This window comes from Massiliimicrobium timonense (assembly GCF_042850985.1).
Lineage (GTDB): Bacteria > Bacillota_I > Bacilli_A > Erysipelotrichales > Coprobacillaceae > Allocoprobacillus.
Genome location: NZ_AP031415.1, coordinates 435,842 through 448,834 on the forward strand (window position 1 = coordinate 435,842; position 12,993 = coordinate 448,834).

14 protein-coding genes are annotated in these 12,993 nt (G+C 30.0%); 12 read left to right on the top strand and 2 right to left on the bottom strand.

Annotated features, from left to right (window positions below; all coding sequences use genetic code 11):
• Window positions 1-7: 7 nt before the first annotated feature.
• From ACGHJ8_RS02240 to ACGHJ8_RS02260, 5 genes are all read left to right on the top strand, one after another.
• Window positions 8-1,096, top strand: a complete 1,089-nt coding sequence (locus ACGHJ8_RS02240) for a transglutaminase domain-containing protein (protein ID WP_087357109.1) — start codon at window positions 8-10, stop codon at window positions 1,094-1,096.
• Between the two features lie 110 nt (window positions 1,097-1,206).
• Window positions 1,207-2,250: a hypothetical protein gene (locus ACGHJ8_RS02245; RefSeq protein ID WP_087357108.1), complete on the top strand. Its 1,044-nt coding sequence runs from the start codon at window positions 1,207-1,209 to the stop codon at window positions 2,248-2,250.
• A 91-nt stretch (window positions 2,251-2,341) separates the two neighbouring features.
• On the top strand, window positions 2,342-3,025 hold the full coding sequence (locus ACGHJ8_RS02250) for a NifB/NifX family molybdenum-iron cluster-binding protein (RefSeq protein WP_275086198.1): 684 nt from the start codon (window positions 2,342-2,344) through the stop codon (window positions 3,023-3,025).
• Window positions 3,026-3,123: 98 nt separating this feature from the next.
• Window positions 3,124-3,909, top strand: coding sequence for a Cof-type HAD-IIB family hydrolase (locus ACGHJ8_RS02255; RefSeq protein ID WP_390541462.1), 786 nt, complete (start codon window positions 3,124-3,126; stop codon window positions 3,907-3,909).
• 20 nt (window positions 3,910-3,929) lie between these two features.
• On the top strand, window positions 3,930-4,676 hold the full coding sequence (locus ACGHJ8_RS02260) for an alpha/beta hydrolase (protein WP_087357106.1): 747 nt from the start codon (window positions 3,930-3,932) through the stop codon (window positions 4,674-4,676).
• 55 nt (window positions 4,677-4,731) lie between these two features.
• Here ACGHJ8_RS02260 and ACGHJ8_RS02265 read toward each other — a convergent pair whose 3' ends face one another.
• Window positions 4,732-5,622 carry a LysR family transcriptional regulator gene (locus ACGHJ8_RS02265; protein WP_390541465.1) on the bottom strand — a complete coding sequence of 297 codons (891 nt, stop codon included), beginning with the start codon at window positions 5,620-5,622 and terminating at the stop codon, window positions 4,732-4,734.
• Window positions 5,623-5,719: 97 nt separating this feature from the next.
• On the opposite strand from ACGHJ8_RS02265, the gene ACGHJ8_RS02270 reads away from it, so the two are divergent.
• The 4 genes from ACGHJ8_RS02270 (at window position 5,720) to ACGHJ8_RS02285 (ending at window position 8,801) form a co-directional block, all read left to right on the top strand.
• Entirely contained in the window at window positions 5,720-6,292 is a 573-nt protein-coding gene (locus tag ACGHJ8_RS02270) for a flavodoxin family protein (RefSeq protein ID WP_390541467.1), read from the top strand.
• A 108-nt stretch (window positions 6,293-6,400) separates the two neighbouring features.
• Complete coding sequence (locus tag ACGHJ8_RS02275; protein WP_390541469.1) at window positions 6,401-6,913, top strand: response regulator transcription factor; 513 nt, start codon at window positions 6,401-6,403, stop codon at window positions 6,911-6,913.
• A gap of 3 nt (window positions 6,914-6,916) precedes the next feature.
• Window positions 6,917-7,084: a helix-turn-helix domain-containing protein gene (locus ACGHJ8_RS02280; protein WP_390542399.1), complete on the top strand. Its 168-nt coding sequence runs from the start codon at window positions 6,917-6,919 to the stop codon at window positions 7,082-7,084.
• Entirely contained in the window at window positions 7,068-8,801 is a 1,734-nt protein-coding gene (locus tag ACGHJ8_RS02285) for a histidine kinase dimerization/phospho-acceptor domain-containing protein (protein ID WP_390541472.1), read from the top strand. The genes ACGHJ8_RS02280 and ACGHJ8_RS02285 overlap by 17 nt, the downstream gene beginning before the upstream one ends.
• 32 nt (window positions 8,802-8,833) lie before the next feature.
• Here the strand turns inward: ACGHJ8_RS02285 and ACGHJ8_RS02290 are convergent, their stop codons facing one another.
• Window positions 8,834-10,246 carry a uracil-xanthine permease family protein gene (locus tag ACGHJ8_RS02290; protein ID WP_205090183.1) on the bottom strand — a complete coding sequence of 471 codons (1,413 nt, stop codon included), beginning with the start codon at window positions 10,244-10,246 and terminating at the stop codon, window positions 8,834-8,836.
• 147 nt (window positions 10,247-10,393) lie between these two features.
• Here ACGHJ8_RS02290 and ACGHJ8_RS02295 point away from each other — a divergent pair, with 147 nt between their 5' ends.
• From ACGHJ8_RS02295 to ACGHJ8_RS02305, 3 genes are read left to right on the top strand one after another with little or no spacing between them, the layout of a single operon-like run.
• Entirely contained in the window at window positions 10,394-11,077 is a 684-nt protein-coding gene (locus tag ACGHJ8_RS02295) for a response regulator transcription factor (protein ID WP_205090186.1), read from the top strand.
• Window positions 11,061-12,578, top strand: coding sequence for a histidine kinase dimerization/phospho-acceptor domain-containing protein (locus tag ACGHJ8_RS02300; RefSeq protein WP_390541475.1), 1,518 nt, complete (start codon window positions 11,061-11,063; stop codon window positions 12,576-12,578). Before ACGHJ8_RS02295 ends, ACGHJ8_RS02300 begins: the two co-directional genes overlap by 17 nt.
• Window positions 12,578-12,916, top strand: coding sequence for a HAMP domain-containing sensor histidine kinase (locus tag ACGHJ8_RS02305; RefSeq protein WP_211962108.1), 339 nt, complete (start codon window positions 12,578-12,580; stop codon window positions 12,914-12,916). The genes ACGHJ8_RS02300 and ACGHJ8_RS02305 overlap by 1 nt, the downstream gene beginning before the upstream one ends.
• Window positions 12,917-12,993 lie beyond the last annotated feature (77 nt).

Sequence of the window (12,993 nt, forward strand, 5' to 3'; positions counted from 1 at the left end):
TAAGTATATGTCTAGAAAAGATAATGTCAATAATGTCATTTATTATTTATCCAATAAAAAACCAAACTTCCAAATTTTTAAATCTTCCATAAGTTTTGAAAAAATATTAAAAGAAGTTTTAATTCAAGAACCACGATTATTATTTTATATAAGTAGCTATTCTTATTCTTATACAAAAAATAGTCGTTTAAGTATGATAGCTGATTATACAGTAACTATAGACTATAATCAAAATGCTCCTGACTCATTGGACGATATTACCATTGATGATGGTACATATACATTATTAAATTATAAATCACTTTCTAATCCAGAAAAACTATATTTTATTTCAGATGGGCATAGTGATTTATCTCAGCGTATTATAGACTCTTTTCATAATTTTCATATTCGATATGAAGGTTTATATAAAGTTGAAAATAATTCAATAACATTTGATCAATTATCAGATAATATTGCTCTAACAACAAAATTTACATATTGTTTACCTCTTAATCAGTTAAATCAGAAAAAAAGACAAGCTGAATTTAAGGCAAATCAGATAGCAAAAGATTTAACAGGAGGACTCGTTATACCTCCTTTTGTAAAAGTTTTTTTAGCTTTTTCATACTTGCAACAAAATACATCGTATGATCATCGAGCATATAATAATTTAGCAATGGATTTAGAGTCAATTACGATAGATCCGGCACCTCATCTTTCATATGGACCTTTAGTTGAAGGGAGAGGAATTTGTTCTGGTATAGCATATGCTTTTAAGACATTAATGGAATCTTTAAATATTGAATGTATGGTTATTCATGGTATATTAAACGAAGATTCAAGTATGGATCATGCATGGAATTTGGTCAGGATTAATAATCAATACTATCATGTTGATGCAACGTGTGGAATTGAACAAGGAGTATGCGTAAGTAGTTTTATGAAGTGTGATAGTCAAATGAATGGATATCATTGGGATCAAGAATTTTTTCCAAGAGCTACTGGTAGACATTTTAATTATGATTTTATAGAAGATTGGCTTATTGATAATGGTGAAGATTTAGTTGATTCTGGTATTGATAGTCAGTTTGTTTTTCCAGATGTAATTGAATGATGAAATTAATTTAAATGTTCATAAGAAAATAAAATTTATAGTTATGTATTCATCTTTTTGATGTATGAGTTGTTGTTAAAAATGTATGGTAAAAAGGTGGCGAATATATAATGGAACATTTCTTGTTGCATGGCAAAAATTTAGGTAATAATAGATGTTTATTAGGAAATATCTTGTTATATTGTATATTTCTGGATGATGAAGAAAGTGAATGGGATAATTATAGTAAAAATATAGTCAAAGAGAAAGTACAACAAGCAATAACGATTATAAAGAATAATGCAAGATATTATCAGGTTAATGTTGAAGTTACGTCACAGTATTACAATGATAAGGTTTTGTTGAAGACTGGATTTCGTACAAGATTGTTTTATGATTACATGAATCAAAATAAACAAAAATATTTAAAGCAATCTGAATCTTTAAAATGCAATCATTTATATGATGAAGTTAGTTTTTTGTTTTTTGTGAATAAGAAAAGTACCTCATATGCAAATATATGTCAAAAAGAATATCCAAATGAAATTGAATATGCAATGGTTTTTGTCAAAAATGTTACATGTCTAGAGGCGACTATTGTCCATGAAACTCTACATTTATTTGGAGCAGTAGACTTTTATATTATGAAAAATATCAAAGATTTAGCGTTACATTATTTTCCTGATAGTATTATGTTAAGTACTTATCAACATAATAAAGTTGATGAATTGACAGCATATATTATTGGATGGAGAGATTATGCAAATCCACAGGCTAATTATTTTTTATACAAAACACGTTTGATTACTCAACAAATGTATCTTGATGAATATAATGCAAAATATAGTGTAAGTAAAGGAACTATTGAGTTTAGTACTGGTATATATAATGGTGAAATAGAAAATGGTCACCCTAAAGGTTATGGGAAAATTGTGTTTACTGATGAATCAATTTACGAAGGACAATGGGATGTTTTACGTAATGGGGAAGGAAAAACTATATTTAAAGATGGGACAATACTCAAAGGAAAATGGAAAAATGATCAATGTATTGAGGGAACTTATTATTATCCAAATGGCACAATTCTTAGCGGAAAGTGGGCTGATGGGGAAATGATAGAAGGTATCTTTTATTATATGGATGGAAAAACAGGCCATTATAAAAAAGACAAGTAATTACATACAATAACTTTTGAACTATGCTAATTTTATAAAGACATAAAATTGATTATAATTGACATATGTCAATTATAACTATATAATGTGAATGGTGATAATCATAGGAAGACAAAATAGGGTAAAGAAAATTGGAAAGATGCCCGAATATAGAAGATTTACAAGTGAAAAAAAAGATTGTCTAAAAATTATTTTATCATTAGAGGAATATGAAACAATAAGATTAATTGATTATTTGAGTTATAGCCAATTGGAATGTGCTCAAATGATGGAAATATCGAGAAGTAGTGTTGTTTCATTATATCATAGTGCAAGAAATAAGATTTCCAGATTTATCATTGAAGGTCATACTATGGAAATAGATGGCGGTCATTATCAATTAGAGTATAGTGAAGGAGAAAGAGAAATGAAAATTGCAGTAACATGTGTTGAAGGAGAAGTATTTCAACATTTTGGACATTGTCCTAGCTTTTTAGTTTGTGATATTAAAGATGGGAAAATTGATTCATCACAGATGATTGATACTTCTACGTCTGGATGTAGTGCATTAGCAGGTGTTTTATCACAATTAGGTGTTGATACTGTGATTTGTGGAGGTATTGGTGGAGGTGCTAAAAATCACCTCAATGCTGCTGGAATAAAAGTTTTACCAGGAGCAAGTGGTAATGCTTTGGCACAGGTTCAAAGTTACATTGAAGGAACTTTGAATTATAATCCAGAAACAGAATGCAATCATCATGAACATGAATGTCAAGGACAGCATCATTGTCACTAAAATAATTCTGCTAACAACAAAACTTAGCAGGATTTCTTTTTTTTATGTTATAATCAAGATAAAGAAAGCGAGGATAAGTTATGAATCACATCAAGCTCGTGTTGGTAGATATAGATGGAACATTACTGAATGATAATGGCATAGTCACACCTAAAACAATAGCAGCAATTAAAAAATTAAAAGAAAAACATATTTTATTTGGTATCGCAACTGGACGTACACCTTATGCTGTCAAACATTTGATTAAAGACTGGAAAATAGATGAGTATGTAGATATTATTATGGGATTTAATGGCGGTTGTTATTTTGATATGAGAACTCAAAATATGTTTTCATGTTATTTATTGGACGGAAAATACATTCCAATGATATTCAATGAATTTAAAGAATTTCATTTTAATGCAGGGATTTATGATCAAGAATCTTTCCATGTTTTAAAAGAAGATGATTTTGCTAAAAATATAGCAATAAAAAATAAATTACCACTTGTTGTTGATGGATTAAAACCATATTATCATAAACAGATAGAAAAAATGATATTTATGGCTGAAAAAGAAGAAATTCAAAAAATAAGTCAGCATTATCAAATGAATTCACATTCTCATTATCGAGGTGTTCAATCTACAGCTATATTATTTGAGTTTTTAAATCCAGAGCTTTCTAAATCAAAAGGTATTCAAAAATTGTGTCAAGATTTACATTTACCACTAGATAGTATTTTAACTTTTGGTGATGAATTAAATGACTATGAAATGATTAAAGATTATATTGGTGTGGCGATGGGAAATGCCAATCCACAAATTAAAGAGGTTGCAAAATACATAACAACATCCAATAATGAAGATGGTATTGCGCAATTTTTAATATCTCAACAGATTATTTAAAAAGTAAAGAGGAGAATAGAATGATAGAAAAGTTTGATGTTTATATAGAGCCATTTCAATTATGGCGTACTATGCATATTTATTTGCCAAATAATTATTATGAATCTCATGAAAGATACCCTGTTATGTATATGTATGATGGACATAATCTCTTTAATGATCAGGATGCAACTTATGGAAAATCATGGGGACTTTCAGATTTTTTAGACCATTATGATAAACCATTTATTATTGTAGGAATGGAATGTAATCATAAAGGCCATGAAAGACTAAATGAATATTGCCCATATGATGTTGAAAATGGATTTTTTGGTCCTATTACTGGAAAAGGTCAAATCTATATGGATTGGGTTGTGAATGAATTAAAACCGATGATTGATCAAAAATATCGAACAATACCATTTAGAGAGTGTACCGGTATTGGGGGAAGTTCTATGGGTGGATTAATGGCCTTTTATACTGTCATCCATTATAATCAACTCTTTTCTAAAGCAGCCTGTTTATCTCCGGCACTTTCTTTATGTATCCATCAACTACAAGAAGAAATGAATCATCATGATTTGAATAAAGATACACGTGTTTATTGGAGTTTTGGAACAGGTGAAGTTTCCAATGTTCAATATTTCTTAAAAAACATTCAGTTATTTAATGATGAAATTGTCCGCCGCGAGGCTCAAAGTTATATACATATAGTGAGAAATGGTGGACATAATGAAGCAACTTGGGGAAAACAAAATCAATTGTACTTTGATGTGTTGTGGAAATAATTATGTGGAGCCTATTGATTGGCTCCACATATTTTTTCTTTATAGCTATATGTTTTTATTGACTCAATTCTTGAATTGTGTCTTGAACAATATTTAAGAAATATTGAGATGCTCTTGTGAGAATCTGATATTTTTTCCATATAAAATAATAAGGAACTTCAATATGTGGAGAAAGTGGTCTAAAACAAAGTGAAGAATCTCCAGTTGTATTGATAAGTTTATCAAAACAAATAGCATATCCGAGTCCATCTTCTACCATTAATGAAGCATTATACAACAAAGTATAGGATGAAATAATATGAAGATGTTCAATATCGTTATGTAACCATTCAACCAAATCTGATATCTGTTGTAGTTCTTTAGATACAATCAATGGTTTATCTCGAAGATCTTCAAATGTAATACTTTCTTTTTGAGCTAATGGATCATCTTTCAACATAAGGACACCCCAATGATGTGAAAGTGGCAATAACATATGATTGTAATCATTAATCTTAGAATTGGGTGTCAATAATGCAAAATCAATCAAACCATTATCTAATTTTTCTATCACATCAGGAGCATTACCACTATGTATATGAAATTGAATATCAGGATATTGGGCCTGTATCTTTTTGATAGCTTTAGTAATGATTTTTAAAGCGTGAGATTCACCAGATCCAATATAAATTTCACCTTTTAAATGAGAATCAGTAGACCTTATTTCCAGTTCCGTTTTATCTACCAGATTCACAATTTCTTCAGCACGTTGACGGAGTATCATGCCTTCTTCTGTTAATGTGATTTTTTTATTACTTCTTACAAATAAAGTTTTCCCTAGTTCATCTTCTAATTCTTTGATTTGACGAGATAAAGTGGGTTGTGTGATATGTAATTGTTGCGCTGCTCCTGATATTGTTTCTTCTCTGGCAATAGCTAGGAAATATTGTAAAACTCGTAATTCCATAATTGTTCACTCCTTTAGCTATATTATAACACTATATGCTTAGTAAGCATATAACTATATAAAGTATAAGTATTTGTTATAGGGGAGAGGGAGTGATATGATACAAATAGGAAAAGAGAGAAAAAGAATGCGTCGAATACTTATTGTTGTTGGAAGTGGAAATATAAATGGGCATACGGATCAGTTGGCTAGGGCTTTTGAAAAAGGAGCTATTCAGGCAGGGCATGAAGTGAAACGAATTGTATTATCAAAAAATTTACAGGGATGTCAAGGCTGTGGTGCTTGTCAGATCAATCAACATCACTGTGTCATTCAAGATAGTATGCAGGAATATTATGCCATGTTTGAATGGGCCGATACATTGGTACTGGCTTCACCCCTTTATTTCTGGTCTATTTCAGGAAGATTAAAGTGCTTTATTGATCGTTTATATGCGATTTCTCAAAATGATGAATATCCATATAAAGAAACATTCTTATTGATGAGTGCTGGGGATAATCATTTTTGGACTTTTGAACAGGCATTATCTTTTTATTCTTTTTATACAAAGGCACTAGGCTGGAAAAGTTTAGGATCTGTTCTCGCTGGAGGTTGTCATGATGAATCACATCAACCCTATATTCCACCTTTAAAATTACAGGAAGCATATGAAAAAGGTTTATCTTTATAAAGGCGTTTTGATATAAACGTCTTTTCTTTTTATGATAAAATAAGAATAGAAGATTTACACAAATTTTACACAAGTCCTTTTTATGATAAAAGTAAAGAAGGTGGGAGTATGTATCAGGTATTGCTTATTGAAGATGATTTTGATATCAGGCATATTATTAAAACTTATTTTGAAAAGCGAGAAATCCAGATTATTGAAGCCTGTGATGGACATCAGGGATTATCACTTATGCATTCTCAAATTCAGCTTGTTTTATTAGATATTATGATGCCTGGTATTGATGGTTATGAAGTTTGTCAACAGATTCGCTATCAATATCAATGTCCTATTATTTTTATAAGTGCTTTAAGTGAGGAAGACAATCAGCTTCAAACGTATCAGTTAGGTGGGGATGATTATATAACCAAACCATTTTTACCATCTATTTTGTATGCAAAATGCTTAGCTATCTGTAAAAGACAAGATCCACAAGTATCCAATATCAAAACTTTTCATCATTTACAGATTGATTATACCAATCACCAAGTTTACATTGATAGTCAACACATAGAATTCACTCATAAAGAATATTTATTATTAGAATATTTAACGAAAAATCCTTATCGTTTATTAGAAAGATAACAAATTTTAGATGCTATATGGGGATATGATTACTATGGAGAAGCGAGAGCCGTAGATACATATATCAAGAAAGTAAGAAAAAAGTTGGGAAAATATCAATATTATATTCAAACAGTTTTTAAGGTTGGATATTTATTTAAGGATGGTGAAGAAAATGAAAACAAAGATTAGTGTTAAGATTTTTGTTTTGATCATGTTAGCTTTTATTATGATTTTAGCTGTATCAACCAAAATCAATATTCAAAATCGTATTGACTCTACAAATCATTATCTTCTTCAAAGTATCATTGATTTTGATGATCTTGATAATCTCCAACAACAATTAGGTATTGAATATGATCATTATCCTCAATATGATGAAGTGATTCAAAAAATAAATTCTATTGATTATATCAGTGAAAACAATAACCTTTATCAATGTTTAATTCAACAAGATGATAAAGTTGTCAAATGGTTTTCTCTAAGTCCTTATTTAGATAATTATATTCATATCTATGATGATTCATCAATTTACATATCTATTGCCGACTTATCTTTGTCACAAAGACAAAGTTTAAAGACATATCTGATGCAAAAATTAACTGATTATAGTTATTCTATTCCTGGTGAGGCTGAAGTCAAATATGTATTAGACGATGAACAATTGATTTATCTTCAATGGGGTGAAGACAGTTATGGTCAATTGGATCAGCATCAAATCCAATCAGCAAGTGTTAATCAGTTTTGTATAGATGGCGAAAAATCAATTCAAAGTCAATATGATTCTCAATTGTTTTTAAGCCAACAAAAAGATCTTGAACATGTCCTTCAACTTAAACACCATGGGTACATGACGGCCTATTATACAAGCTATCATGGACATTACTATTATATTGGTATGACAGGACTCACAGATTGGGAAGACCAAGACCAGGATTTATATGCAGTAGTTATTGGAATGGAAGACCAGGCGCATATTGATAGCCTTATGGTTCAACAGTATTTTGAAGAGAATTGGGGATTGTTTTTAGGAGCATTTTGTATTGTCATATGTATATCACTATTGGTGTCATGGACAATCAGCAGACCTATTCAAGCATTAGAAAAAGTAGCATTAAAAATTAAAAATAATCAATTTGATGAAGAAATCAATATCCGTTCTCATGATGAAATTGGTTCATTAGCGAAAAGTATTCAAAGTATGTCTTCTCAGTTAAAAAACACAATGGAACAGTTGAATCAGGAAATTGAACATGTTAAAAAGCTGGAAGGATTAAGAAAAGATTTTGTGAATCAGTTTACGCATGAAATGAAAACACCCCTAGGTATTATTAATGGTTATAGTGAATTAATTGAAGAAGCGACAAGTCAGGAAGAAAGAGAAAAATATTTATCAATCATTCATCGAGAAACAGAAAGACTCAATCAGCTGATTCAATCCATGTTGTCACTTTCAAGACTTGAAGCTGGAAAAGTAGAGCTTCATCAAGAAGAATTTGATTTAGAAAATAGTGTAACGGAAATTGTTGATGAATATGAAGTCTTATTGATGAAAAAGCATATTCAAGTGGATATCAAAGTTCTACATCCTATGATTCAAGGTGATCGTAAGCTATTAGAAACAGTAATACATAATTTTTTATCCAATGCTTTAAAACATACTCCAGAACAAGGACATATTTATATAACGATTGATCACGGATTTTCTATCATCAATGAAGGTTCACATATTGATGAAGAACACTTATCAGATATCTGGTATACTTTTGTGACACATGATCATCAGGGCAGTGGTTTAGGTTTAGCTATATGTCAGGCTATTTTACAGCTTCATCATTATGATTATGGTGTTCAAAATGTTGAATCTGGTGTAGAGTTTTATTTTTCAGATTCAAAGTATGATTGTTGATAGTATATAAAAAGGAAACAAGAATATGCTTTTTACATATTCTCATTTCCTTTTTTCTTTTTCTTTTCAGGTAAGACTAAACTTAATAATAATGATACAACAAAGACTCCTGCAACTGCATTTCCATTAAAGATTTCTCCAACAACTGATGGGAAACATGTAAAGAAATTTCCAGAAGTTTGAGTGACACCAACCCCAATACAAAAGGCAAGTGAAACAATGATCATTGTACGTTCATCAAAAGTATTATCTTTTAACATTTTAATACCTTCATACATGATAGAACCAAACATCATCACTGTACATCCACCTAAAACTGATTGAGGTAATGATTGAAAGAAAGCCCCTAGAGGTGGAAATAACGATGCTAGTATCAGGATTAAAGCTCCCATGAAAATAGTAAAACGGTTGATGACTTGTGTCATTGTGACTAAACCAACATTTTGACTAAAAGATGTTAAAGGGAGACAACCAAAACATCCAGAAATAGCACTTGAAAATCCATCTACAGCTAATGAACCTTGAAGTTCTTCCATTTTAATATCACGATTTAAAGCTCCTTTACAGACAGCTGTTGTTGCGCCAGTCGTTTCAGCAGCTGAAACTAAAAAGACAATAGCAATAGTGAAGAAAGCACCTAAATCAAAGACAGGCATATGTTCTGTAAAGAATACTAATTTTGGAATACTGAAATATCCAATTTGATGAATCGTTTCCGCAATATTAGAAAAGTCCACCATTGGCGCAATTCCTGTGACTGTCAAAATAACAGATAATAAATATCCAAAAATTAAACCAACAAGAATATTTAAGTTTTTATAAATACCTTTTAAACGATAATGTGATATTAAACATACAATAAGCGTAAAAGTTCCAACAAGAAGATGGTACCATGCACCAAAGTCTTCAACACCAGAACCACCACCCCAAGAATCCATTCCTACTGATAGCAGTGATAGACCAATCGCAATTACAACACACGCAGAAACAACAGGTGTTAAAAATCTTTTCCAGTATTTTGCACTTAATCCAACTAACCCTTCAAAAATACCACCGAGAATAACAGCGCCAATCATACCTTCATAACCTAAAGATGGATTTGTTGATATAACTAATAAACTTCCTAAAAAGGTAAAACTCACTCCCATGACAATAGGCAATTTAGAACCAATTTTCCATATTTGATAGAGTTGCATACAAGTTCCAATTCCAGCCGCAAACATTGCACATTGTAAAATAGAAGTAATTTCAGCTGATGTCAAATGCTCACCAGAACCTCTGACAACAGCTGCTCCACAGACAATAATAACAGGCGCAAGATTTGCGACAAACATCGCTAAAACATGTTGTAAACCAAAAGAAATAGCTTTTTTCAATGGAACACGTCCATTGAGTTTATAAATATTTTCATCACTTACAGTCGTTACATTTTCTTCTTTATTCATTTTTCCTCTCCTCATCTATTAAAACGTTATGATTTTAACATAATTTGTCATAAAATGTCACGTTTTTGTGAAGACTTATAACATTTATACTTTCGATTCCACTTCAATTCCACAAAAGCATGTTAAGATGAAGTCGAGGTGAAAAGAATGTATAAAATATTGGTTATTGAAGATGAGTTTCATATTCGTCAAATTATCAAAGATTATTTTTCATTAAAAGGCATTGAAGTCGTTGAAGCAACACAAGGCTATGAAGCATTAAATATAATCAATGAAACAATTGATTTGATATTACTAGATATTATGATGCCGGGTATTGATGGTTATGAAGTTTGTAAACAATTAAGATTAAAAACAAAAAGACCTGTTATCTTTATGAGTGCTTTATCACAAGAAGAAAATCAGTTACTGGCATATCAACTAGGAGCGGATGATTATATCATCAAACCTTTTCAGTTATCATTATTACATGCTAAAGTTATCGCCATGATTAAACGTGATCAGAAAAAAGAAGAAAATATATTAACTGTTGGCCATCTTCAATTAGATCGTATCAATCGTATTCTAATCATAGATCAGCAACGAATCTCATTAGCACATAAAGAGTACGAACTTTTAGAATATTTATGTATGCATGTGAATCAGTTATTGACACGGCAACAGATTTTAGATCATATATGGGGATATGATTATTATGGTGATGGAAGGGCAGTTGATACATATATCAAGAAGTTACGTAAAAAACTAGGAAAATATGCGTGTTATATCCAAACTGTTATCAAAACAGGATATATGTTAAAGGTGGTGGTAAGTGATGAAGACAATGTTTAAAATGACATTAGGAAAAAAGATTTTTATTTTAGTTTTCATGAGTTTTGTATTAATTCAAGTCTTAAATGTGACTCTTGATTTTCACCGAGAAAAATCTCATATCTATATTCAAAATGATAATATATATAATATTGAAGTTTTAAGGCAGCAATTATCTATTCTTTATAATCAAAAATATAATGATTTAAATTCTTCATTTTATGAAGGTATAGAACAGGCTTTAGAAGCAGAAGATGGTTATAAAATAGACTCAGTCTTTGTATTGAATCCAGATTTTGAGATGGTCTATAATCTACGTGAACACAATACTCCTTATTTAACGTTAAGAAATGAAAAAGATGGAATAACAACTTATCTCCAAATCAATCTCTCTCAAATTTCTATAGATCAACAAAAACAAATAGAAAATATTCTCAGAAAACACGTTGAAAATAATCAACTTCCTGTAAATATAGCTTTTACTGGATATGATTCTCAAAATAATTCCAATGTATCTATGAAGATTGATGATATTTCATATTTATCTATTGATAAGCAGATTTTCCTAAATCATCGACAAAATAATGAAAAGATTTATACGATGTATTTTGAAACATATGAAAGTGCGAATTGTCTTTTATCTGCTCAAGGGCTATACCTAGATGAATATGATGATTTTCATGAAGATAATTATCAAAAACATGATGGTATTGTTCGTGATTATGTATCTTCATTGTTCCCTCAATATGGTGAAACATTTTCATCAGGTGTAGGCGGTGTAGAGGAAAAAGATGGCACTTTATATTCTATTCATTGTAAACCATTAATCTCTAAAAATGCCAAACCAATTGAAAATAGCGAATTTGGAGATTATGACGTTCAAGATGTAGATGGTTATCTTGTTTTTTATACATATGACCTTAACGCGATTGGCAGAATTACACATCAAGTCATTTACTCTAAAATGATTATTTATATCATTTCCTTTATTGTTTGTATAATGATATCTTTATTGATTTCATATATATTGACAAGGCGTATTAAAAAGATGAGTCAAGCTACTTTATCTATTGCAAATAATGATTTTGATATTCATCTTAATGAAAAAGCTAAAGATGAATTAGGTGTATTATCACATAATATTAATCAAATGAGCCAACAATTAAAAACAACAATTCAACAATTAAATGATGAAATAGAATATGTAAAAAAATTAGAAGGTATGAGAAAAGAGTTCATTGCGAATTTTACTCATGAAATCAAAACACCATTAAGTATTATTAATGGATATATAGAATTAATTGAAGCTAGAAAAGATGATCTTAAGAAACAACAATATTTAAGTGCCATTCATCAAGAAATAGAGCATATTAATCAATTGATTATGGCTATGCTAGATTTATCAAGATTAGAATCTGGTAAAGTGGAATTACATAAGGAAGATATTGATTTAGAGGATTTATTAGTGTCAATTATAGAAACATTTGCGCCTATTCTAAAAAAAAACATATTCATGTTGTGATGGGAGATGAATTTCCACATATTCAAGGAGATTTCAAAGAACTCAAGATTGTTTTTCAAAATTTCATGAGTAACGCTATCAAACATACACCTCAAGATGGACATATTTATCTGAATTATGAAAATGGAAGCTTGAAATTTGAAAATGAAGGTCATCATTTAAGTGATGAGCAAATAACTAAAATATGGGATACATATGTGTCTGGAGATCGTCATGGCACAGGATTAGGATTAGCAATATGTCGAGCTATATTAGACTTACATGGATTTTCATATTGTGTGACCAATAGTGAAAAGGGTGTGCAATTTCAAATTCATATTAAAGATAATGAGATATAATATATTTGCTTATTATGAATTTATATATAAATGTTATAATAAATGTAGAAAATTGAAAAATAAAAAAGAAAAATGAC